Source organism: Rhizobium sp. BIGb0125 (genome assembly GCF_024810055.1).
Lineage (GTDB): Bacteria > Pseudomonadota > Alphaproteobacteria > Rhizobiales > Rhizobiaceae > Agrobacterium.
In genome coordinates, this window is record NZ_JANUDV010000007.1 from 55689 (window position 1) to 80193 (window position 24505).

Below are 24505 nucleotides of genomic sequence, written 5' to 3' on the forward strand. Positions count from 1 at the left end.
ACGGGGCAGGCGGGAGGCCTGCCCTATTTTCCTTGGGAGGGGAAGTCATGCGCAATGGAAAGCATATGATGCGGGTGCTGCTGGCCACCAGCCTTTTGGCGGGTGTCTCAGCGGGATCTTTGCGGGCCGAAGAAGCCTTTGATCTCGATGCTCTGGTCGCTGCGGCCAAGCAGGAAAAACCAATCAACATCTACGACAGCACAGGCAAGATCGTCGAGATGGCCGAGAACTTCAGCAACAAATATGGGCTGAAGGTGACCGGCATGAAGGTGTCTGCCAATAGCCAGCTCGAAATGATTATTCGTGAAAGCCAATCCAGCAATGTGCAGGGTGATGTGGTGCTGATCACCGACGCACCGGCTGCCCTTGCGCAGCTTTTGCCGGAAGGTTTTGTCGAGAATTATCTGCCCGGCGATATGGCGTCAAAAATTCCTGAGGAGTTTCAGGACCCATTGGCCATTTCGACCAATGCCAACGTCTGGGCCTACAATACCGAGGCTTACGACAAGTGCCCGGTCAGCAATATCTGGGAACTGACGGAGACAAAGTGGAAGGGCAAGGTTGCTCTGGTCGATCCGCTTACCAAGGGCACCTACACCGATTGGTTCAACCAGCTTGAAACACACGGCAACGACAAGGTCGCCGCCGCTTACAAAGCGCATTTCGGCAAGGATCTGGAAACGTCAGAGAAAAGCGCCGCTGCCGCATGGATCAAGGCACTGGCACAAAATGCGCCACTTGCCACCGATGGCGACGACCCGGTGGCTGAAGCCGTTGGTGCTGCTGGCCAGAAAGAACCGTTCATTGGGCTGCTAAGCTCTGCCAAGTTTCGCGATAATGGAGACAAGGGATATAAGCTCGGCGTGTGTGCCGACCTCGATCCGTGGGTGGGCTGGACCTACATCAAGCTTGGTCTGATTGCCTCCAAAACGAAAAGCCCCAACACCGCCAAGCTCTTTGTCCATTACATTCTGACGGAAGAAGGCATTACACCGCAGATGAAGGACGGGAAAATCCCGACCAATACCGACATCAAGGTGCCGGATGATGAGCCATCGGGTCTTGCAAAGGTCGCCGATAAGCTACTCGGCTATCGTTCGGCAACCGGCCTCGACGACTTTGATCGTCGTGAAGAGTGGCAGGACTTCTGGCGGGTCAATTACAAGAAGTAACGTTGTCCGGCGCGGTTTTGGCCGCGCCGGCTTTTCCATCGCAAAGAGGTAAAACATACATGTCGACCGACAAGAATTCCACCAGCCCGCAGCCTGCTTCAGAGGATGCACTTGCCCGATCCCGACGATTGATGGAGCTTGCGAAATCAGCGGCACTTGCAGTTCGTGCGCCGCTTCTGGAGGCTTTTCGGTCGAACATGACGATTGATTACAAAGTCGATCTGCATGACATTGTGACAGTCCATGACAAACGGGCCGAGGCGACGATCCGTGCCTTCATTCTGGAGCGTGAGCCTAATTCGGCGATCATGGGTGAGGAAGGTGGCCAGATCGGTTCAGGTGACATCCAGTGGTATGTCGACCCGATTGATGGCACCGCAAATTTTGCCCGCGGTCTGGCATTCTGGTGCGTATCGATTGCAGCTGTCATTGACGGTGAGGTGGTTGCCGGCGCGATACTGGACCCGATGGCAGATCTGATGTTTGCCGCCGATCTTGAATTTGCCTATCTCAATGATGAGGCGATCCGTTCCCGTTCGGTTGCCGATGAGGCCAAGGCAACCCTGATTACCGGTTATCCGGTTTCGCGTGACTTCCGTCTGGACGGCAAGGAGGTAGCTCTCGCCAATTTTGGGGTGCTGGTAGAGACCTTTTCGACGCTGCGTCGTCCGGGCAGTGCAGCCCTCAGTATCGCCCATGTCGCAGTCGGTTGGGCTGATGCCGCCACCGGGTTTGGGGTCAATGCCTGGGACGTGGCAGCGGCCACGCTTATTCTCAAAAATGCCGGTGGCCAGTATGAGCCGCTGACGCTGGGCAAGGTGGCGCCGGGTTCACTCGATTTTCTGTGCCCCGGTTACATCGCAACAGGCGAAGGTGCGAACTATCCGGCGCTTGAGCATGTTGCCCGTTCCATTTCGGAAACCCGTATCGCCAAGGCTAGCCAGATACAGACATCGACCCGGGTCGGATAATCGGGTTGAAGCAATCAAGGTAAGCCGTCATTTGCGGAGGAAAATATGCAGCACATTGAAACCAGAAAACCGCAGATGCCGGAAAGCCGCGAACTGCCAAAACTCAGCCTGATCTACGAGCGTCATCCGACCTATGGGGTCGATCTGTTTATTTCGGGTAAGGAAGGCGCAAGCGATCTCGATCTTTTGCGTCGCAACGGTATTACCACCGTCGTCAATTGCGCTGTCAATCTCGACTTCAACTATGTCCGTCAGCCGCAGGTCGTGTCGGACCACGAAGGCAGCGTATATGGGCCGGGCGAAATCCGTTATTACAAGATTGGCTTAATCGATGGCGATGGCAATCCGGACACGCAGATGGTGGCGGCTCATTATATCTTCCGGGCGGCGTTGGAGCAGATACTTCCCGACAAACCCTCTTATCCTCGTCGGGAACGTGGCAGCGTGCTGGTAAACTGCCGCGGTGGCCGGTCCCGTTCTGTTGCCGTCGTTTCGCTGTTTCTGCACCTGACCCTGCCGGATGAGTTTCCGACCCTGGAAGCGGCAGTCGACCATGTCCGCGCTCGTCGCGAGTTGCCGGAAGATGAGTGGTACAAGGCACCAAAGCCGGTGTTGGCGAATGCGGCACGGCGTGCCGCCGAATGGATCAAGATGATCGACCGCTCGGCCTAGGGGTCGACATGATGCTGGGCAGACTGGATGAAATGCTGTCCGGCTAAAGCTCGTCCAGACTGTCGTTCAGTGCCTCGATGCTGCGCAGTCTGGCGCGGCCCGCGATATTTGCTTTTTCCAAGCATCTGGTGATCAGCAGATGGCAGAGAGTGAGAACCGATGTGTGGTTGAACAAGGGACCGGGCGCTAACGTCTGGCAGTGAAGATGCCAGGCTGCCGTGGTCAGCAGCGGAGCGCCTTCATCAGTGATGTAGACGAGCTTTGTCTTTGATTTTCCAATCTGTTCCAGCAGCGTGTCCATGGTTGCGACACGACGGCGAAGACCAAACAGAATGACCACGTCATCGGGGCGGAAACTGACGAGGTGCTCTCCCAAGGTTTGTCCGGGGCCCGGGATGGCGACGATGTTTTCGATCACCTGAGTCAGTTGCCATTGCATATAGGCTGCGAACGGCTGGCTGCTGCGAAAACCGATGACCCAAACCTTTCTTGCCGCCAATGTTGCCTCGGCAATGGCATCGATCTGATGATCAGTGATTGACAGGAACGTTGCCTCGATATTGACGATGCCTTGAGCCACATGCGCTTTGACCGACTGGGTGGATGATGCATCCGCTGAAGTCGTCAGAAACAGCCGTGATCCTGTCTGTTTTTCGGTGCGGGCATGGCGACGGGCTTCTTCGTAGTTATCGTACCCCAACCGTTGCACAAAACGCGAAACAGTAGCTTTCGAGACATGGGCCAAGGCCGCCAGTTCCTGTGCAGAATAGCTCGCCAATTCGCCGGGAAAATCGCAGACAAACTCACCAAGCCGGCGTTCTGCGGGGTGAAGCTCGGGAAGCGCCTGTCTTACGCGAAACAGAAACGACTTTTCTTTCGGCACACCTAACTCCACCAGATTATCTGCTGTCGCAGTTTTGACAGGCGTGGCGGTATTAGCAACCAAAATGCTTCTGGATGATGAATGTCGGTGGGAGGGCGCTCTCACGAGCATGCCTCGCGAATGTTGTCCGATCTGTCTGCCATGTGACGTAGCAACTGTTCAACCGCAGTACTGATCGGTGCAATAACTGGTATCTTGAAGCGAGGGGCAAGCCCCACAGCCGCCTGCCCCAAGGGGCCGCCGCCAATAATCACGGCCTCAGCGCCATCCAGCTCGAAAGACTGCTGCACGGTTATCGCCAGTGCGTCTTCAAGAGCGATGGCATTGGACGCCAGTTCAAGCGGGTCGTCAGGGGTCAGACGGGTGCCGGTATAGAGATGGCCAAGGCCAAGGCCGATTGCCTTGCTGGAGAAACTCGCCACGAGATCAGGTGTCACGGTGGCAATACCAAAGCGGCGTCCGCCCTTCGACGCTTCCAGCATGCCCGCTTCGCAAATGCCAACCACGGGAATATCGACCAAGGGCCGCAACTGGTCGATGCCGGGGTCACCAAAGGCACTGATAATGATGCCATCTGAGCGGGAGGCCGCTGCGAGCCCCATTTCCACCACGCCAGCGACGGATGCGGCAAGTTGCCGATCATCGATGATCATCGGCACACCACGCTCTGCGGTGACGCCATCAATCGTCACGCCAGGTGGTAACAGGCCACGGGCAATCTCCGTCATCATCGCCGTCGTGTGCTTTGATGTATTAGGGTTGATGAGGGTTATATGTGTCATGTCATTTGGGGCGTCCGGTACAGGGACGCCCACCTCCCTTGTTCATTTTTATTTTTGGAACACGATAAGGCAAACGCTAGGTGTATTGAAGGCAGGCAACCTGCCCATTCGTGTCAGTGCCAACCAGCCTCGGCACCGTCGAATGGCAGCTTTGCACCGCCTGCGAGCAGCGCGGTGCAAAGGAGCAGCCGGGTGGCATATTTGCGAGATCCGGCGGTGATCCAGGAATGGTGATCAGGCGGTCGCGGCCGTGAGCAAGCTCAACGCGTGCGCCAAGCAGCCCCTTGGTATAGGGATGTCGAGGGTTCTTGATAATGTCGCTGACCGTGCCTTCTTCAACAATGCGACCCGCATACATGACGGCGATCCGGTCTGCGACCTCTGCGGCAACGCCGATATCATGGGTTACGAAAATGACCGACAGTCCATATTCCTTTTTCAACTCGCGGATCAGCAGCAGGATCTGTATCTGCACGGTTGCATCCAGCGCGGTGGTTGGCTCATCGGCCAGAAGAACCTTCGGATTGCAGGCCAGCGCCATGGCAATCATTGATCGTTGCAACATTCCGCCCGACATTTCATGCGGATAGTTTTGCAGGCGGCGTTCAGGCGAGGGGATTTTTACCTTCTGAAACAGGGCGAGCGCACGCTCTGCGGCCTCCTTTCTGGAAACTCGCTCGTGGCGCATGATGGTTTCCTCGATCTGTCGCCCGAGAGTATAGACCGGATCCAGAGCCAGACGGGGTTCCTGAAACACCATGGAAACGACCGCGCCACGAAAATTGCCCAATTCTCGTTTTGAAAGGCCGGTGATGTCACGGCCGCCGACGACCATAGAGCCGTCCATTGTTGTGCCTTTGGGATGTAGCCGCAAAAGCGAGCGCATCGTTACGCTTTTGCCAGAGCCGGATTCGCCGAGCAGTGCGACGACTTCGCCGGATTGCACCGAAAGACTGACGCCGCTCACCGCTTTTACCGGACGGCGACCGCGATTGAACGTCACCGAGAGATTGCTGATATCGATCATCGGACTAATCATCTCATGCCTCCATCATGGCGTGGGCCTTGCTGTGTCCCGATCCCGAAAGGGACATGAGACAGGCGGCCTGTTGCTGCGCAGATACATTTGCAAGCGGCGGAACGGATATGCTGCAGATCTCTTCAGCGAGGGAGCAGCGGGTATGAAAACGACAACCTGACGGTGGGTCGATCGGGTTTGGCGGATCACCCGCCAGTGGTGTCTCCATTGTTCGTTCTGCGGGATCCATCTTGGGCATGGATGCCAGAAGGGCGGCAGAATAAGGGTGTCTGGTATGGTCGAAAATCGCGTCGCGGCTGCCGATTTCTGCAACCTTACCCAGATACATGACCATGACCCTGTCGCACATGAAGCGTACGACGTTCAGGTCGTGCGAGATGAACAGGTAGGTCAGGCCGAAATCACGTTTCAGATCGAGCAGAAGATTGAGGACCTGCGCTTCGACTGATTTATCCAGCGCGGACACGGCTTCATCGAGAATGACCAGACGCGGTTCCAGAGCCAGGGCGCGGGCAATGTTGACGCGCTGGCGCTGACCGCCTGACAATTCATGCGGATACCGTCCTGCAAAACGGCTGGGCTCAAGTCCGACGCGATGTAGCAGGTCATGAGCCCGCGCCAGGGCCTTGTTGATCGGTACACCGTGAACCTGTGGACCGAAGGCGATGGATTCTTCCATGGTGAGGCGCGGATTTAGTGACGCGTAACTGTCCTGAAACACCATCTGGACCTGACGGCGATAGTCCGTCAGCGGCAGGGTGCCACCAACCGTTTCACCGTCAAACAGCAATTCGCCTTGGTCGGGTTTGATCAACTGCATCAACAACCGTGCCGTCGTGGATTTGCCGCACCCGCTTTCGCCCACCACGCCAAGGGTTTCGCCCTTGAGAATGTCGAAATCGACACCATCAACGGCGCGCACGACCTTTTTCGGTTGAAACAGCCCGGATGATTTGACCGGAAAGTGCTTCAATAACCGACGTGCCGAAATCAGAGGCTGCGCCGGTCCGCCGCGATCACGCGGATCTTCCTTATCATTTGTAAGGTCCATCATGACTTCACATCCATGGCTGAGCGCAGCCCGTCAGAGAAAAGATTAAAGCTGATCGATGTGATGAAAATCATCACTCCCGGCAGCGCTGCGACCAGTGGATTGACGTAGATCGCAGTGCGCAATGTATTGAGCATCAGTCCCCATTCGGCATCCGGTGGGCGGGCACCGAGACCGAGGAATGAAAGGCCGGATGCGAGGATCATGGATACCGAAATCAGGCTGGTGGCAAAAACGAAGATCGGGCCGAGGACATTGCCCAGAATATGCACGCTGATGATAGTCGGAGCACGTGCACCGGACGCGCGGGCTGCATCGACATAATCCAGCCCTCTGACCTGTGTTGTCACACTTTCTGCGATACGAGCGATCTGGGGTATAAACACAACGGTCAGCGAGACCATGGCATTGGCAAGGCCGGACCCGAGGGCACCCGACAGTGCAACAGCCAGCAGCACTGAAGGAAAGGCATAAAAGACGTCAACGGTGCGCATGATCAGCGTGTTGGTGAGACCGCCAGCATAACCGGCGATGATGCCGATTGTCGAACCGATGACAAAGGCGATCGGAACCGGGACAACGCCCATGATCAGCGATAGTCGTGTGCCGTAGATCAACCGAGAGAGCATGTCGCGGCCCAGCTCATCGGTGCCCAGCCAATGGCCGGGTGTTCCGATTGGCCGCAGCCGACGAATGACATTGGCTTTGGTCGGGTCGTGAGGTGCCAGATAGGGTGCAAAAAGGGCGATAGCAACGAGCAGCACGATGATAGAAAGTGCTATCAATGCCACCGGATCACGACAGATGCGTTGGACGACGCCATGCCAGAAACCGGGAGAGCGGGTGATGCTCGGAGCATCGGTAACGGGATCTGCGGTAATGACTGCCATGCCTCAGCTCCTTTGAATGCGCGGATCGATGGCGCTTTGCAACACATCGACGATCAGATTGACGAAGACGAAGAAGATCGCGAGCACGAGGATCGTGCCCTGCAGCACCGGCAAGTCGCGAGTAAAAATGGCACCATTCAGCAGAAAACCTGTGCCGGGGTAGGAGAACACGGTTTCGATAATGATCGAGCCACCGAGCAGATAACCAAGTTGTAGGCCCATGACAGAAATAGCTGTTGGCGCGACGTTGCGCACCACGTGCCGCAGAACCTGCCTGGTCATCAACCCCTTGGCGACTAGAGCTTGCGTGAAATCCTGCGCCAGAATATCGGCAACCAGTGAGCGGATCGTCCGAGCGATAATGCCCATCGGTATCACCGACATGGTGACGGCTGGCAGGATCAGGTAGCGGATGTAATCCCAGCCAATGGTGCGACCGTCCGAACCACCGGGTCCGCCGCCCATGGCGGGAAGCCAGCCGAGCGTGACCGAGAAGATGATGACCAGCACCATGCCCAGCCAGTAATGCGGGATGCTGACGCCGAGCATGGAAATGGCCGAAGCGATACGGTCAATCCATGTGCCGCGAAACACACCTGCCATAAAACCAAGAGCGGTTCCCAGTGTGAAGCCGATGAGCGTTGCAGCCACAGCTAGAATGATGGAGTTAATCGAGGCTGAGACGATTTCGCCGAGGACCGGACGACCGGTGGCAATCGACATGCCAAGATCACCCTGCAGGGCGCGCCACATCCACATCAGATATTGTATGGGTAGAGGCTGGTCGAGGCCATAGAAGCTACGCATCTGTGCCTGGAGCTCAGCCGAGGCATCGGAAGGCAGTACGGCGGCGAGCGGATCGCCCGGGGCGATGTGGATCAGCAGGAAGCATACGACACTGACGCCTATGGCGACCGGTATGACATGCAGAAGTCGTTTCAAACCATACGCCAGCATTGGTCCTCGCTTGGAAATGGGTTGGATCGGGCAGCTGGGATATGCCGGGTATCCGGCATATCCTTTTCATTGCGATGGATCAGGGTTCGATGGTGATTTGCGAAAAATCCTGGAACCAGTTCTGTGCCTGCACGAAGCCTTTGACCTTTGCGGACATGGCGCGTGTGTTGACGTCATGGGTGACCATCAGGAACAGGGCATCGTTGACGTATTTTTCGTGAACCTGCTGCAGGACCTTGTCCTGTTCTGCCGGGTCAAATGCATTGCGGACCTTATCGAACAAGGCATCCATTTCCGGATCACAATAGAAACCCCAGTTGGTGCCAGCTGGCGGTGCGAGATTGCACTGTGACTGACGGATCATCGCGCTGAACGGATCCTGGATGAAGTAACTGTAGTTGACCGCGGTGCCGCCCTTCGAGCTGGCATCCTTTGCCCCTGCACGCCAGATGTTGATGACGGTGTTCCAGTCTGCCACTTCGAACTCGACGTCGATGCCGATTTCAGCCAGCGTCTGTTGGATATATTCATTCATCGCCAGTGGCAGCATCTGGCCGGAACCGGACGAGGAAATGATAACCTTGGTCTTCAAGCGTTTGTCCGGGCCGTAACCGGCTTCTTCCATCAGCTTGGTGGCGGCCTCGACATTATATTCGAGTTTGAAATCTGGCTTGCCAAACCACTGATGACCCGGAGGCAGATATCCCTGGGCTGGCACTGAAAAACCACCCAGTAACTCGTTCAGGCCGTCGCGATCAACGGCGAGGTTTGCGGCCTTGCGAACCCGGATGTCGTTCCACGGTGAACCTTCGATACGCGAAAGGTGCCAGGTCCAGTTATGCGGATAGGCATTCGTGACGATGTTGAAACCGGTATCCTTGACCGACTGGGCCGAATCCGGTGCCGGAGCCTCGATCCAGTCCACTTCACCAGAGCGAAGGGCTGCGATGCGGGTGTTGGCTTCTGGCAACGGGATCAGGACGAGTTTATCGAGCTTCGGAATGCGGTTTTTGTCCCAATATTCGGTGTTTGGCGTCAGCTCCGCCCGCTCACGTGGCGTAAAGCCATTTTCAAGTTTCCATGGGCCGGTGCCGGACGGTTTTTGCGCTACCGCCTCCCAGCTCTTGCCCTGGGCTTCCCAGTTGGCAGGAGACGACAGCAGGATCCAGCTCAACTGATAAGGCAGGGTTGCATCAGGGGTCTTGGTGGTTATCTCGACGGTAGTCGCGTCGACGGCCCGGTAGCTTGCAACTGCGGGAATACGTGATTTTCCTTGCGCGGATTGACGTTGGTCGAACTGCGGCGCGTCGGTCTTCAGCAATTTGTCGAGGTTCCAGACGACAGCCTCGGCATCAAACGTGCTGCCATCGTGGAATTTGACGTTTTCACGCAGCTTGAATGTCCATTTGGAGTTGTCAGCCGGATCAACATTCCAGGACAGTGCGAGGCCGGGGGTGAGGACCGATGGTTTGTCGGCGCTCGACAGATCCCATTCAACAAGCGAGTCATAAACGGTGTAACCCATGAAACGCTGACCTTCGCCGCCCTGATCGGTTTGACCTGTGGTCAGTGGAATGTCCGAGGCGGTCATGCCAATACGCAAAGTGCCAGCGGCCAGCGAAATACCTGCATTTGTAGTGATCAGGGCCAAAGCAGTGGCGCCGACCAGCATGGAGTTTTTCAATCCGCGCAGAATGGATGGTTTGGTCTGTATCTGCCTCGCAATTTGCATCATGCTGTTTCCCTCTTGTTGTTTATGCTGAACCTCTGTCCAGTCGTTTTGTGAGAAGCAGTTTTCATGCCAGTTTATGTGAAAATAGAGTTTCATTTTGTTTTACAATTGTTTGGGTTGCAATTGGAAAGAGTTGTGGCAATCTGACGCCGCTTATTGTTTGCTTAAAACTCGTGCTGCTTCTAATGAAGATGCACAATTGTGCGCCGCGGAGATGAACCATGGATACGAAACGATATCACTCACAGTTTGGCGGCTTGCCGGGCCAGACAGAACTTCTGTCGAGCAAGGCTGTTTTTACGACCGCCTATGCCGTTATTCCGCGTAGTGTGCTCACTGACATTGTCACCAGCGTTCTGCCGCACTGGAAAGCGACGCGCGCCTGGATCCTTTCCAGACCACTGACCGGTTTCTCTGAAACCTTTTCGCAATATGTGATGGAAGTACAGCCGGGTGGCGGTAGCGACCGTCCGGAGCCGGACAAACGTGCACAGGCGGCAATCTTTGTCGTCGAGGGTGGCATGGTCATCGAGTACGATGGCAGTGAACATACGCTGCGAAGCGGTTCCTTTGCCTATATCCCTGCTGGTTCATCGTGGAAATTGCACAATCCCGGCACCGAGGCTGTGAAGTTTCACTGGGTTCGCAAGGTCTTCCAGGAGGTTGAAGGACTGGAACTTCCGCCAGCGATTTTCGCGCATGAAGATGAGCGCTCGCTCTCGGCCATGCCCGGAACGGATGGCCGCTGGGCGACAACCCGTTTCATCGATCCCGATGATGTGCGTTACGACATGCATCTCAACATCGTGACCTTTGAGCCAGGCGCGACCATTCCATTCATGGAAACCCATGTCATGGAACACGGCCTTTATGTGCTTGAAGGCAAGGCCGTTTACCGGCTCAATCAGGATTGGGTCGAGGTCGAAGCCGGCGACTTCATGTGGCTGCGCTCTTTCTGCCCGCAAGCGTGTTATGCCGGTGGACCGGGCCGCTTCCGGTACCTGCTCTACAAGGATGTGAACCGCCACACCTCGCTCTGGTAGTCTAAGCAAGCGGGATAATTATCCCTAAGAAACGCGTGTTGCATCAAGCCAGATTTGTTTTGGAGCAGCACGCGTTTTTGTTTTTGTGCAAGGATTGTATGTGCTGGAGCGATTTATCAGCCCGTTACAGAGGAAATTTCATGAACCTTTGCGAAGGGGAGTTTCTCGGTCGCGATGTCGCATAAATGCCTGTGGTGGGTCAGGTAGATGACCTGTCCGACCTCAGCCATCCGCCCGAACAGCCGGAATACTTCTTCTGAGCGGGGTTCGTCGAAGGTCTCCATAATGTCGTCAGCGATAAACGGCACGGACGGGCGAGCCATGGCGAATTCTTCATATCCGGCCAGGCGCAGTGCCAGATACAGTTGAAATTGCGTTCCCTTGGACATTTCAACGGCAACCTTGGAGCCGCCGTTTCGCGGCAGGCCGATCAGGACTTCCTTGTCTTTGTCTGGTCGCGTTGCAAGGCCGTTATATTCTCCGCGGGTGATAAGGCGAAACGCCTCTGATGCCCGGTTCATCATCGCGCTTCGATGTTTGTCGCGATAGGCACGAATGCCATGTTCAGCGATCAGATTGCCGCTGCGCAGCCGCAGATAACGCAGCGCAAGATCTTCGACCTCCAACAGCAATGTGCGGCGCTGGGCTTCAAGACGTGCGACGGCATCATCGCCACCAATCGCCGACAGGCGCTCGGCCGCACGTGCCTTGTTGGCAAACAGGGTCTTTGAGCGTTCATCGAGAGCGTCAAGGCGTGCCACAAGTTCGGCTTGCTCGCGCTGTAATTCGCTCAAATCGACATCGGATGCACTGTCCATGGCAATATCCAGCGACGGCATCTGCATCTCGCTGAAAATCTGCTGTTCCAGCTTGTGCTGCTGGGCCACTAACTTGTCTCTGTTGCCAGACTGGTCCAATGCCTGCCGCACCTCTGCCAGTGTCTCGACACCAAAAAACTCGGTCATCTGGGTTTTATGTGCGGCGTGAAGTGCGATCTCGCTGTCCAGGTTCTCACGCTCAAGCGCCAGACCAGCAAGGGACTGATCCCGTTCCTGCCGTTTTGTGGCGACGTGTCTGGCTTCGTCAAGACGCTTGATCAAGGTTCTGGCTGCGGTGAGAGGATCGGTGTCGTCACATGTGTCGCCGAGAACCTCATATATTTGCGCGACAGTGTCGACGAAGGATTTCTGGTTGTTTTCCATCGATGTGATGCGGTGGTGCAGGTCGGCCTGTTCACGCAAGGCTTCGGGCAGGGCAACGACAACGTCGAGAAGTTCTCTGACCGCGCCAATGCTGTGTTGCCTGTCTGCAAACCACGTGGTCATCAGTGCATTTGACCAGCCGCGTTGCCACTCCTCAGAAGCTTTCGCGGCTCCATCACGTGTTGTCTTGCGCTGAGAAACAGCCGTTTCCAGTTCCGCAATGCGTTTGTCGGCGTCCACTCGTTTGGCTTGCAATGCCGTGTGGTCAGAGAGCAGGTTCTCCGCAGCCTGTGTCATGGCGGTGAGATCAAGTGCGTCCATCTCAACGCCACTGGCACTTAAGGCCTTCGCAAGGCCATCCTGTTCTGTTGCAAGTGCTGTTCTTGCCTGTTCGACGCTGTGTAAGGTCTGGCGTAAATCGTCCCAGGCGGCCAATCCGGCGGCGTGGCCTTCTGCCCATTGGCTTGTTTTCGCCAGCCAACTGGCAAGGGAGGCGTCTGTTGGGAGCTCGATTTCAGAAGGTGTCTCCGACTGGATTTCGTGGCGCAGCGTCGCAAGTTCGCCATTCGTTTCTTCAAGCAATTGACGCTGTCGCTCATTATTGGCCGTGGTTACAGCGAGTGCTGCCGTCAGGGACCGCAGTTCTTCCAACTCCTTGGCTCTGTCGAGACGGGCGGTGACAACCTCGTCGGTTTTTCGCATCTGTTTTTCAAAACGCGCGGCGGTTTCCCGATCAAGTGCGGCGAGGTGCTGCTTCCAGATTTCATCCCGTTCGGTAAGGGTGAGCTTAGTCTGCTCATCATCCAGAATGCTGGCTGATGCGCGCAAGGCTGCAATCCTCGCGGTTTCCTCGTCCTGGCGGGTCGTAAGCTCTCTTTGCCGTTCGATGATCTGGGCGCGACGTTGCTCGATCGCGGAAAGCCGTAATTTCCATGTTTCACGGCGATCAGCTGACGGTAAGGATATGCGTCTGAGGGCGTCTCCATCACCCGACCATGGGAAAAGTCTGGCGACGGCATCGTCGAAAGCCTGACGTTTGGTGGTCAGACTGCGTTCCGCAAGACGCAATTCTGCGGATAGATTACCGTTTCGCACTCGGTTCAGCGTCGATTGAAGCTGTGCCAATCTGCTGGCGTTGAGCGCAACGTCGGCTACATCCAGAATTTTACGGGTGCGTTGCTCGTTCTCCAGTGCTTGTTGTGCCGCGACGTGTTCTTTTTCAGCGGCAAGCAGAGCAACATCAATGCCTGATTTTTCGCTGATCAGATCGCGTAGCATTCCTATCGTAGCCGCCTGTATCAGCAGTGCATTAGGGTCCTTAACGTCGGTATGCCCCAAGGATGCCAGGATCATGTCGAGCTTGCGGGTTGCCTGCGACAATGCCTCTTTTCTTTTCGGCAAATCCTCCTCTGCCGTGGCATAACGTGCTGCAGCATCGGCCAGTTGATCGATCCGCTCGGCAGTGGCCAGTAGATGCTCATCGGTAACCAGTTGGGCCAGTTCGCCGCGAAGTGTTTGTTCGCGTTGGTCAAGGCCGGTCAACCGCGTCTGAAAGCGCGCCTCTTCGACAACAAGATTGGGGAGTGCCGTTGCCCATTCGTCTGGTGGCCTTGGCAAATCATCATACTGCGAAAGCTGGTCTTTGCCGCGGTTGTATTCACCAACAAGCGGATGGGTGCGCAGAACGCGCGCAATCTCATCCTGCCGTGTTTTTGCGGCACTAATCTCCTTCATCACGGCGTCATAGGCCGCCTCGGCCTGTTCCAGTTCTGCCGTCAGAGCTCGATAAGCAGAAGCCTGCGTATCGATTTCATCGCGCTGCGATTTAAGGTCTGCGATTTGTCGCTTGAGGCTGGCAATTTTTGTCGAGCTTGCGCGCTTGCGGAAAATACCATCGGCTTCACTGGTGGCCGCTTCGAGAATGGAACTGACGCCTGCCAGGCCAGCACTGGCCGAAAACAGCAATTCGCCCAAGTCGCCCTTGCTTTCCAGAATGGCGTTGCCGCCATCTTCCAGCGTCTGGTCGTCGAGCGAAAACATCATGCGATAAGCATCACGGCTCAGACCGGCAAGCGGAACACTGAGCGCGCCCTCATTGAGCGGTTGGCCCTGTTCGTTCAACAGTGAGTTGTTGCGCTGCTTGATACGTTTGAATTCATGGGCCTGACCATCGAATTCGAGGCAGGCACCAATCTCCATCGCCTTGCCCTGATGCAGGAAACCGTATCGCGTGCGTTCTTCGATGCCGAACAGCAGATCGAGATAGGCATTCAGCGAGGTCGATTTTCCTGCCTCGTTGAGGCCGTAGATAATGTGCAGGTCCGGCGTGCCGGCTTTGTGCTCGCCAAAGTCGATCGAATAATCGGTAAATTTGCCATAACGGGTGAGATCGAGCCTGCGCAGACGCATCAGTTGATCTCCGACGCTTCCGGTTTTAACCGGGCGAGGATGTCATCACTGCCTTCCGCGAGAAGCTGGTCAACCAAGGCTTCAAATGCCACTTCATTATCGCCACTGAAGGCTCGTGCCTCCGGTGGCAGATCATCGCGCAATTCCTTGACCAAATCCCTTACTGCTTCACGAATGCCATGTTGTTTGATGATGTCGTTACGCATCAACTCGCCAAGCTCGAGTACCGGATCGGCGGCCGTATCTCCACTCGTGACACTTGTTGGGGCTATCGTCGCCACTTCGATCTTTTCAATCCAGGTCCGTCCGAGGCTTTCGGCACGTTGTTCGGTTTCTGCCAGTAACAGGTCTCGATCACGACGCAGCTGAAAGGACAGTGGTGTTGCCCCTGTCAGTCGCAGGCGTCCAACCAGATGCGTCGAGTTTGCTTGATCCCGGGCGTTGCCCATGGCCGCCTCAATCAGATCTGCGGTTTCACGCCAGGTTTCGGCTGAAGACAGGTCCACCGGGATGCGTTCAAACTGTGCGATGCTGGTTGCGCGCTCTTCGATGGTAAGGCTGCGATCATCGTTGACTGTCACCAGGGTGACGGTCTTTTCGCCGTTTTCATTGATGTCGCGGCCCTGCGGCATGCCCGGCATGATGACGGTGCGCTCACCCTTATGCTGTGTGCGGGCATGGACGTGTCCAAGAGCCCAATAGTCGAAATTCCAGTCGTGCAGGTCAGATACCTTGCATGGCGCGTAAAGATCATGACCGGGCGCTCCGGCCAAACTTGTATGCATGATGCCGATATTCACCGCGTCCGGTGTGGGGCGATGATATTTTTCGAGAAGGCTTTCCGGCGCATGCGGTTTGGCAAAGCTCAGGCCATGAATGGCGAGCGTGAGGTCCCCATGGGCAAAATCAATGGTCTGAGGCCGTCCGCCAAATACGGTGACGGAAGGTGGCATGATCAATTCCTGGGTGATGCGGGACAGGGCATCATGATTGCCACGGATGACAAAGGTGGCGATGCCTGCCTCATGCAGCCGACGCATCTGGCTTGCCAGAAAGCGCGCAGTTTTCATCGAGGTCTGGTCACCGTCATAGAGATCACCGGCAATAACCAGCGCGTTGACCTGCTCATCGATACACAGATCGACGATGGCTGCAAAAGCTTGCCGTGTGGCGTCACCAATCAGCTCGGCAAGATCGCTGTTTCGCAATGCCAGAGAGCGGAGTGGAGAATCGAGATGAAGGTCGGCGGTATGAATGAACCTGAACGGCATGCGACATTTTTCGAGGAATTCACCGGCAAAGTAAAGTGACGAATGTCGTCAGTGGTCGCGCAACAACAAGATAACTGTTGGTCCTATCTGCGGCCATAAAAATTCCGGCCGTGCGGACACGGCCGGATTGGTGGGCATGGATAGTTGGTAGAAAGACCTACGCTGCGCCCCGGTACTGTATCGGGGAAACATTATGCGTTTGGGTCAGCCGGAACTGGCCAAGGCGGTTGGAGAGGGCAGAGACCTCCGTTACCAACGTATGGGAGGCGGCGTTGGATTCCTCAACCATTGCAGCGTTCTGCTGGGTGGCCTGATCCATCTGGTTCACCGCAGCGTTGATCTCCTGCAGACCGGTTGATTGTTCGCGCGCGGATTGCACAATCGCCAGGACATTCTGGTTGATCTGCTGCACCTCCGCGACAATCGCCTGCAGCGCTGTGCCGGTCTGTCCAACCAATGAGACACCACGTTTTACATGATCACCAGATGAGGAAATCAGGCTCTTGATTTCCTTTGCTGCCTGCGCCGAGCGTTGGGCAAGTTCACGAACTTCCTGCGCGACCACCGCAAAACCCTTGCCGGCCTCACCGGCACGGGCGGCCTCAACGCCGGCATTGAGGGCGAGTAGGTTAGTCTGGAAGGCAATTTCATCAATGACGCTGATGATGTTGGAGATGGATTGCGAGGAGTTTTCGATCTCACTCATTGCATTGACGGCTTCGCGCATCACATCGCCGGATTTCTCAGCACCAAGCCGCGTGCGTGTGACGAGATTGCCGGCTTCTTCAGCACGGGCGGTCGAATCTCTCACCGATGTTGTGATCTGCTCCAATGCTGCAGCTGTCTGTTCGACCGATGCCGCCTGCTGTTCGGTGCGGCGGGCAAGATTGTCCGCGGCGTTGCGAATTTCTTCCGAGCCGGATTGGATTGTTGAGGCGTTGTCGCGGAACGACAACATTGCCGCCTGCAATTTCTCCACGGAATGGTTGAAGTTGCCGCGAATTCCGTCGAGCGCCTGACAGAAGGATTCGTCAAGGCGCACGGTCATGTCACCTTCGGACAGCCGCTCCAGTCCACCAGCCAGTCGGGTTACAGCAAACCGGACTTCTTCTTCCTGCACGGAATTGATCCGCTCACGTTCAAGACGCTCCGCCTCTTGCGCTGCGCGTCCTGCCTCGGCCTCGGCTTCGAGTTCCACACGGCGGCGGTTGTTCTGAAGCAAGATTTCAAGAGAACGTGACAGGTCACCAATCTCGTCATGTTTTTCACGGTCACGAAGATCGACATTCAGATTGCCGCTGGCAATTTCGTTGGTTTCACCGATCACATTGGCAATGCGGCCAATGAAGCGACGGGCAATCAGCCAACCGGAAAGACCAAGCAGCGCAATCGCCCCGGCGGTAATGAAAGCTGCACTCCACATTATGCTATAGAGACCGGCAAAGACCGTGTCTTTCGGGATAAAGGCAATCGCATACCAATTCATCTCGGGTGTGAGTTGGACCGGAGCGGCAATCGAGAAATAGGTGGTGCCATCCGGCGCCGTCATCTCCTCTTCGGTGCCGGAATTGGCGATGATCTTGGCCCAACCTGCAACAGCATCGCCTGCGTTGGATATGGATTTTCCGACCAGTGCCTTGTCCGGATGGCTGATAATATTGCCCTTGGCAGTTACCAGCGCCAGAAAACCGGTGTCCATCGGATGGATTTTTGAAATCGTCTCGTTGGCGGCGGCAAGCGAGATGTCGATGCCTGCAACGCCAACAGATTTGCCATTTTCAATAATCGGCATGGCAACGGATGTGATGAGCACGGTCTTGCCATCAACCGGGTATTCATAGGGTTCAATGACAACCGTTTTCTGGCTGTCGCGGGCCAGAAGGTAATAGTCGCCAGCGCCAGGTACGGTGTAATCCACAAGTGGATCGTGTGCGATCTTGTCGCCGCTACGCGACATGTAAGGAACGTAACGTCCTGTCGCATCATGGCCCGTCTGCCCGGTGTTATCGGCGTCATGGCCGTCGAAAGCGTTCGGCTCCCAAGCTGTCCATGTGGCCAGAAGGGCGGGGTTGTCGCGAAGGGTTGCGGTTAGCATGGCATCAGCCGCTGTACGATCGGCCTTTTGCGCCGTTTGCATCGCTGTCAGGCTGGAGCGAATGCCGCTCGCCACCTGGACGGCGTTGCTCATATCCTTGGCGATCCCGGCGGCACCCGATTCCGTGATCTGTTTCATGCGAGTGATGCTCGCTTCCCGCATGTCGCTGTAGGTGATCGAGAATAGAATTCCAGCCGCAGCCGCTGTTGTCAGCACCCCAGCTGCTGCAACAGAGAAAATATTGCGACTTGTAGCAGATCTGAAAATCATGACGCTCCCCCATATGAAGTCACGGAATACTCCTCCTCGAAGTTGCCGTGACTTGGAGCGGACAACCCTCGGTACCGGTAATCGGTGAGGATCGCTCCAAATGTATGTATATTATATATCTGTTATTAATAATGCGTTGTTTGCCATCGCCTGAAAGACGGTGCGAAATAAGGCCTTTCACGACTTTAGGCCCGGGCAAGCGGTGGTGGTTTTGCCTCATCCTATTGCGAATACGATAAGACAGTCGCCTGCCGTGCACTTAGTGGGACAGGGTGGTCAAGTGGTGTGAATTTTATGATTGTATTATTGTCATTTTGTGATATTACCCATTTTAAGGATTAGGTAACGCAAAAGGGGAGGTTTGCATGCCGGCACTGGAGGGATTGCGTGCTGTTGTCACCGGAGGCGCGAACGGTATCGGTCTTGCTATCGCAGTTGGTCTTGCAAAAGCTGGGGCCACCGTTGGCGTCCTCGATCATGATGCAGGACGTTTGGACGTTGTGATCTCCGAAAATGCGGATGTTGATCTTGTCGCTCTGGCCTGCGATGTCAGCGACCGTCAGGCCGTTCATAAGGCGATTAATACATTTGCCGCAGATGGCGGTCTCGACATTCTCGTCAACAATGCCGTTGTTTTCCATTATTCGCCACTGGCAGAATTTCCCGAACATGAAGTGCACCGGATGCTGGATGTTGGCATCAAGGGTTTTCTCTGGGCAACGCAGGCGGCGACGCCGTTCATTGAGAAGAGCGCAAACGGCAGCATCATCAATCTCTCATCCATTGCTGTTTCGATGGCTGTTGGCCGCACCTCGGTTTACACGACAATCAAGGGCGCAATCGATGCTTTCACGCGCCAACAGGCTGCCGAACTGGGCGCCAAGGGTGTGCGGGTGAATGCTGTTGCGCCCGGCTCGGTGCGCACGCCCGGAGCCAGCGCAGTCATTACGGATGCTGGCTGGGCGCAACGGGAGGCGAAGTCGCTGCTCGGCCGTTTGCCTGAGGCGGAAGATGTTGCCAATGCCGTGGTGTTTCTGGCCTCGGATGATGCGCGCTGCATTACCGGCGTATCTCTGAAAATCGACTGTGGAATGTCAATCGCGGGCGCTTGAAGCGCGGCCGCGACGGGTTTGCCAATTTGCATGAATGGAGGCGGGCTGTCCCTTTCTGGGCGCCCGAACCCTTGCTCATGCCTGCCTTCAGGCGGGCTGACCAAGGGCCAAAAGGGAGAGAGTTCAATGAGAAGCAATGCGCTATTGCGCGAACTTGTCGCTCAGGCAAAACCTGAAGGCGGCTTCCCGGACGAGGTCCGGGCAAAGGCAGCCACCTGCCTTGCCGACTTCATCTCCTGCGCAATCGAGGCTGCCGATCTACCGTGGAGCAGGCAGGCACTGGCTGTCGCGGTTGGCGGCAATGGCCCGTGCGCCGTGATTGGTGAGGCGGCGACTGTTGGTGCATTGGATGCAGCCTTCGCCAATGGCGTTCGTGGCCACGGCCTGGTGCGCGAAGACATGCATGCCGGCAGTATCAGCCACATGGGTGTCGTGGTCTGGCCTGTTGTTCTGGCGCTCGTTGCCGAAAACCCTGACCTTGTCGCAGATCCACTGGAAGCAGCTATTGCGGGTTATGAAATCGGCGGTCGGGTCGGGCGGGCGCTGATAACGCCAGATATGGCGCGGCGTTTTCGTCCCACGGGCCTGATAGGCCCACTTTCAGGCGCACTGGCTGGCGCAATATTGCTTGGTCTCGATCAGGACAAGACAGTCAACGCGCTGGCGCTTGCTGCAAATGCCTTTGGTGGTCTCAACGAATGGCCGCATAGCGGCGCTGACGACATGTATTTTCACCCCGGTTTTGCGGCCCGCAATGCACTGAGTGCTGTGAAACTTGCCGCACTCGGTGCCAAAGGGTCAGACAGCGCGCTTGATGGTGTTGCCGGCCTGTTTCCCGCATTTGGCATTCCGCTGCCGACTGAGCGTATCTCGCTTTATCCAAATGGCACGTTTGAAATCATGGCGGTTTTCAACAAGGAAGTGCCTGCCTGCAATTTTGCACAGTCACCTTGTCAGGTGGCTTTGGCAGCCATCAACCGGGTGGGAGATGGCGATAGCGTCGAGAAGATCCACCTGTCGACCTACAACGCCGCGCTGAATTATCCGGGCTGCAATTATCGCGGTCCATTTGAGACGCCGTTGCAGGCAAAGATGAGTATTTTCTTTGGCATGGCCGCGACGATTGCCCGTGGCGAGATTGCTGAGGCCAATTATGCGCTGCTCAATGATGCAGCGATCACAGACCTGATCGACCGCACGACCATCACGGTTTCCGATTGGCTGGATGGAGCCTTTCCGGCCCGTCAGGGCGCGGAACTCCGGTTAGAGACGAAGCGGGGTGAGGTGATCGTTGAACTCCTTGATGATGTGCGTTCAGCGTCGCCAGAACTGGTTCGCAAGAGATTGGCCGATGCCGCGGCAACTCGCCTGGGCAAACAACAAGCGCAGCAAATCGAACTTGCCATTGAAAACCTGACGAAGAGCGGGGCCAGCGCACGCGCTGTAGCGGCGCTGGAACAATTATGCCGAACTGGAGGAGGAGAAAGAGCCGTATGAGCGACTTTCAGATATTGATTGAGAGCATCTTGCAGCTCCTGATTACAGGTGTGCTGGTTGGTGCGCTTTACGGGATGATGTGCGTGGGTCTGGCTATGATCTTCGGCATCATGCGCGTGATTAACTTCGCCCAAGGCGATTTCATGATGCTCGGCATGTACGCGACTTATTTCGCGTTCGGCGCTTTTGGCATTCAGGCCTTTTTCGGTGCTGAACTTGGCGCCTATGTTGCCGTCATGGCAGCAGCGCCTGCGATGTTCCTGTTCGGCTGGATCATCCACCGTTTGATGATCCGTCGGGTGACGGGAACACGGACTGTGGGCATGGAGGCCGACGGCCACTACGCACAGCTCATCCTGACGCTTGGTATTGCCCTTATCCTGCAGAATGGCGCGATGATCCTGTTTGGTGCCGATCTGGTATCGATCCGCACACCGCTGTCGAGTGACGCATGGGCACTTGAACCGTTTGGTGAAAGCATGCCGATCCTGCTGTTCTTCAACAAGTCGCGTGTGCTGACGGCGCTGTTTTCGGCCGTCGCCATCATCGGCCTGTGGCTGCTGATACAACGCACCTTCCTTGGCAAGTCACTACGTGCTGCGGCCGACAATGCTGAAGCTGCGACCTATATGGGCATCAATGTCGACAAGTCGCACCGTGTGGCCTTCGCCATTGGTACTGCGGTTACGGCGATGGCCGGCGGTCTGCTTGCCACCAACTATCCGTTCAGCCCGTTCGTCGGTCTCGAATACGTCATCATCATGTATGCGGGTGTTGTTCTCGGCGACATCGGCAGCGTCATCGGTGCCTTCTGGGGCGGCATGCTGATTGGTCTCATCCAGCAGTTCTCGACACTCGTCCTGCCCACCCAGTTGCAGAATGCGACAATCTTCGTGTGCTTCCTGCTGGTTGTCATGCTGCGACCCCAAGGCCTGTTCGGCCGCAACGTGGAGAGAACCTGATGAATATGTCTGTTCTCAAATCTATCAGGGTCTTCTTCGCGTTAGCGCTTGGCTACATGGTGCTTGCGATCTTTGTGACCAATTCCTACTACCAACTCATTTTGACGCTGGTACTGATCTGGGCCATTTTTGGCCTGAGCTGGAACATCTTCAGCGGTTATACCGGGCTTGTGTCCTTCGGCCATGCCAGCTTTTTCGGCATAGGCGCCTTTGCCACCGTGCTTGCACAAATCTACTGGGGTCTGTCGCCCTGGCTGATGTTCTTTGTGTCGGGTCTGATCGGCGCGGTTGCCGGTGTTCTGATTGGTTTTCCAACCTTCAAGCTGCGCGGCCACTACTTCGCGCTCAGTATGCTCGCCTATCCGCTGGCACTGATGTACGTCTTCCAATGGCTTGGTTTTCCTGAAGTCAGCATTCCACGTGTCCACGACAATCCTGCCGCTTACATGCAGTTCACGGATGGTCGGGTCTACACGCTGATTGCCATGGTCTTCCTCTGCGCCGTTGTCGTGCTGTCGCGCGCAATCGAAGCCTCTCGTTTCGGCATGGCGCTTATCGCCATCAAGCAGAACGAGGCAGCTGCCGAGGCTGCCGGTATTGATACCCTGCGATGGAAACTCAAAGCTATCGCGCTGAGCGGTGCCATTGCCGCGATGGCCGGGTCGCTCTATGCCGTCGTCATTCTCGTCATTACACCGCAGTCGGTGTTTGGCATGCTGGTCTCTGCGCAGGCGCTGACTGTGACGATGTTCGGTGGTGCGGGTACCTTGTGGGGGCCGATTATCGGTGCGTCCTTCCTGATCCCGATTGCCGAAATCCTGCACGCGGAACTCGGCAACTTCCTGCCCGGTATTCAGGGCGTGGTTTACGGTGTTGCCATCGTGGTTCTGATCACCGCTGCACCGGAGGGCATGTTCTGGAAAATTCGTGACCGTTTGCGTAGCCGCAAGGAAGAAACGTCACCTGTGATCGCCGATCAGCCGGTGGCTGCCAATGTCACACCGCTTCCGGCCCGGGAAACCCGAGCACTCAACCCCGAAATCGTCCTCGACGTGCGCAATATGTCGAAGAACTTCGGTGGTCTGAAAGCCGTGCAGAATGTCAGCTTCCAGGTCAATAAGGGCATGATCCTCGGCATTATCGGCCCGAACGGTGCTGGCAAGACCACGCTGTTCAATCTGCTCAACGGCTTTCAGCTGCCGAGCGAGGGTGAGGTTATGGTTGATGGCGTCAATATGGCGCGTCGTAAACCGCATGAACTGTGTCAGGCCGGTGTCGGCCGCACGTTCCAGATCATGCGTCCGTTCACCCGCATGAGTGTTCGCGACAACGTGAAGGTCGGCTCTTACGTCACCGCAAAAAGCGAGGAAGAGGCAGAGACCATCGCTGACGATGCACTTCGTCAGGTCGGATTGTTGCATATCGCGCACCAGCTTGCTGGGGGTCTCTCGACCAAGGACCTGCGTCTGATGGAACTTGCCCGCGCTTTGGCCGGAAAACCACACATCCTGTTGCTGGATGAGACATTGGCAGGGCTTGGCAAGGAAGAGGCGGTCGAAGTGGTTGCCGTTATCCGTCGGCTGTCAGCGTCAGGTGTCACGGTCGTGATTATCGAGCACACGATGCATGCCATGGTTCAGCTGGTTGATCGCTTCCTTGTGCTCGATCACGGGCAGGTCATTACCGAAGGACTGCCGCAGGAAGTTACCCGGGATTCACGGGTTATCGAGGCCTATCTTGGAAAGAAATGGGTGGCAAATGCTTGAGATCGAAGACATCACCGCCGGCTATTCATCATCCATCGCGGTTCTGCACGGCGTGTCACTCACGATCGGCCAGGGCCAGTTCATCTCGGTTGTCGGTCCGAATGGTGCGGGCAAGACCACGTTGTTCAAGGCAATTTCTGGGATCGTTCCATTACGCGGTGGTCGCATTCTCTGCGAGGGACAGGATATTTCCAACCTTGAGCCATCCAGTCGACCACATCTGGGCATCGCCCATGTTCCAGAGGGACGGCAGGTGTTTCCGTCGATGACGGTGCTTGAAAATCTGGAAATGGGTGCCGCGACCGAAAAGGGCCGCCGCGAATGGAAAGAAAATCTTGAGCGCATATACACCTGGTTTCCGGTGCTGAAGGAGCGTGCTGGCCAGTATGCCGGCACATTGTCGGGCGGTCAGCAGCAGATGCTGGCCATAGGTCGTGGTTTGGCATCATCTCCAAAGCTTTTGATGCTTGATGAGCCATCCATGGGACTTGCTCCATCCACCGCCGATCTTGTGTTCGACAAGATGATGGAGATCAGGCGTGACATAGGTCTTTCGATCCTGCTGGTGGAGCAGCGGGTCGCCGAGGCCCTGCAATTTGCAGATCGCGGATACGTTCTGGAAACGGGACGAATTGTGCTCGAGGGAGACGGAGAGGCGCTGAAGGCCGACGACCGCGTCCGTCAGGCATATCTTGGAATGTAACAAAGCAATAATGTGTGGAGGAGTGA

General features: G+C 56.2%; 19 protein-coding genes. 9 read left to right on the forward strand and 10 right to left on the reverse strand.

Translation table 11 applies throughout. From position 1 onward, the window contains the following. Positions 1-47: 47 nt before the first annotated feature. From M2418_RS19500 to M2418_RS19510, 3 genes are read left to right on the forward strand one after another with little or no spacing between them, the layout of a single operon-like run. On the forward strand, positions 48-1172 hold the full coding sequence (locus M2418_RS19500; protein WP_405049452.1) for an ABC transporter substrate-binding protein: 1125 nt from the start codon (positions 48-50) through the stop codon (positions 1170-1172). Between the two features lie 59 nt (positions 1173-1231). Continuing rightward, positions 1232-2143, forward strand: a complete 912-nt coding sequence (locus M2418_RS19505) for an inositol monophosphatase family protein (protein WP_250984403.1) — start codon at positions 1232-1234, stop codon at positions 2141-2143. A 45-nt stretch (positions 2144-2188) separates the two neighbouring features. After that, positions 2189-2815: a dual specificity protein phosphatase gene (locus M2418_RS19510; RefSeq protein WP_250984404.1), complete on the forward strand. Its 627-nt coding sequence runs from the start codon at positions 2189-2191 to the stop codon at positions 2813-2815. Positions 2816-2858: 43 nt separating this feature from the next. Here M2418_RS19510 and M2418_RS19515 read toward each other — a convergent pair whose 3' ends face one another. From M2418_RS19515 to M2418_RS19545, 7 genes are all read right to left on the reverse strand, one after another. Beyond that, positions 2859-3698: a MurR/RpiR family transcriptional regulator gene (locus M2418_RS19515; protein WP_259148682.1), complete on the reverse strand. Its 840-nt coding sequence runs from the start codon at positions 3696-3698 to the stop codon at positions 2859-2861. A 101-nt stretch (positions 3699-3799) separates the two neighbouring features. Continuing rightward, a complete protein-coding gene (locus tag M2418_RS19520) occupies positions 3800-4480 on the reverse strand; it encodes an aspartate/glutamate racemase family protein (RefSeq protein WP_259148683.1) in 681 nt (226 codons plus the stop codon). A gap of 76 nt (positions 4481-4556) precedes the next feature. Beyond that, complete coding sequence (locus tag M2418_RS19525; RefSeq protein ID WP_259148684.1) at positions 4557-5519, reverse strand: ABC transporter ATP-binding protein; 963 nt, start codon at positions 5517-5519, stop codon at positions 4557-4559. A gap of 1 nt (position 5520) precedes the next feature. Next, positions 5521-6570 (reverse strand): ABC transporter ATP-binding protein, encoded by a 1050-nt coding sequence (locus tag M2418_RS19530; protein ID WP_259148895.1) that lies wholly within the window; start codon positions 6568-6570, stop codon positions 5521-5523. Continuing rightward, positions 6570-7460: an ABC transporter permease gene (locus M2418_RS19535; protein ID WP_259148685.1), complete on the reverse strand. Its 891-nt coding sequence runs from the start codon at positions 7458-7460 to the stop codon at positions 6570-6572. Before M2418_RS19535 ends, M2418_RS19530 begins: the two co-directional genes overlap by 1 nt. Positions 7461-7463: 3 nt before the next feature. Then, positions 7464-8417, reverse strand: a complete 954-nt coding sequence (locus M2418_RS19540; RefSeq protein ID WP_259148686.1) for an ABC transporter permease — start codon at positions 8415-8417, stop codon at positions 7464-7466. Positions 8418-8496: 79 nt separating this feature from the next. Then, complete coding sequence (locus M2418_RS19545; RefSeq protein WP_259148896.1) at positions 8497-10089, reverse strand: ABC transporter substrate-binding protein; 1593 nt, start codon at positions 10087-10089, stop codon at positions 8497-8499. Between the two features lie 281 nt (positions 10090-10370). On the opposite strand from M2418_RS19545, the gene M2418_RS19550 reads away from it, so the two are divergent. Next, entirely contained in the window at positions 10371-11192 is an 822-nt protein-coding gene (locus tag M2418_RS19550) for a bifunctional allantoicase/(S)-ureidoglycine aminohydrolase (RefSeq protein ID WP_259148687.1), read from the forward strand. Positions 11193-11308: 116 nt separating this feature from the next. Here the strand turns inward: M2418_RS19550 and M2418_RS19555 are convergent, their stop codons facing one another. The 3 genes from M2418_RS19555 to M2418_RS19565 form a co-directional block, all read right to left on the reverse strand. Beyond that, positions 11309-14803 (reverse strand): AAA family ATPase, encoded by a 3495-nt coding sequence (locus tag M2418_RS19555; protein WP_259148688.1) that lies wholly within the window; start codon positions 14801-14803, stop codon positions 11309-11311. Further along, positions 14803-16074 carry a DNA repair exonuclease gene (locus M2418_RS19560; RefSeq protein WP_259148689.1) on the reverse strand — a complete coding sequence of 424 codons (1272 nt, stop codon included), beginning with the start codon at positions 16072-16074 and terminating at the stop codon, positions 14803-14805. Before M2418_RS19560 ends, M2418_RS19555 begins: the two co-directional genes overlap by 1 nt. Before the next feature lie 157 nt (positions 16075-16231). Next, the gene (locus M2418_RS19565; RefSeq protein ID WP_259148690.1) at positions 16232-18439 is read right to left on the reverse strand and encodes a methyl-accepting chemotaxis protein; all 2208 of its coding nucleotides are present in this window, start codon (positions 18437-18439) and stop codon (positions 16232-16234) included. A 365-nt stretch (positions 18440-18804) separates the two neighbouring features. Here M2418_RS19565 and M2418_RS19570 point away from each other — a divergent pair, with 365 nt between their 5' ends. The 5 genes from M2418_RS19570 to M2418_RS19590 all read left to right on the forward strand — a co-directional run bounded on the left by M2418_RS19570 (position 18805) and on the right by M2418_RS19590 (position 24479). Further along, positions 18805-19551, forward strand: coding sequence for an SDR family NAD(P)-dependent oxidoreductase (locus M2418_RS19570; protein WP_259148691.1), 747 nt, complete (start codon positions 18805-18807; stop codon positions 19549-19551). 126 nt (positions 19552-19677) lie between these two features. Next, the gene (locus tag M2418_RS19575; RefSeq protein WP_250984415.1) at positions 19678-21048 is read left to right on the forward strand and encodes an MmgE/PrpD family protein; all 1371 of its coding nucleotides are present in this window, start codon (positions 19678-19680) and stop codon (positions 21046-21048) included. Further along, complete coding sequence (locus M2418_RS19580) at positions 21045-22010, forward strand: branched-chain amino acid ABC transporter permease (protein ID WP_259148692.1); 966 nt, start codon at positions 21045-21047, stop codon at positions 22008-22010. The genes M2418_RS19575 and M2418_RS19580 overlap by 4 nt, the downstream gene beginning before the upstream one ends. Then, positions 22010-23776 carry an ABC transporter permease subunit gene (locus M2418_RS19585; protein ID WP_250984417.1) on the forward strand — a complete coding sequence of 589 codons (1767 nt, stop codon included), beginning with the start codon at positions 22010-22012 and terminating at the stop codon, positions 23774-23776. The genes M2418_RS19580 and M2418_RS19585 overlap by 1 nt, the downstream gene beginning before the upstream one ends. Further along, positions 23769-24479 (forward strand): ABC transporter ATP-binding protein, encoded by a 711-nt coding sequence (locus M2418_RS19590; protein WP_192489830.1) that lies wholly within the window; start codon positions 23769-23771, stop codon positions 24477-24479. The genes M2418_RS19585 and M2418_RS19590 overlap by 8 nt, the downstream gene beginning before the upstream one ends. The last annotated feature ends 26 nt before the right edge of the window (positions 24480-24505 follow it).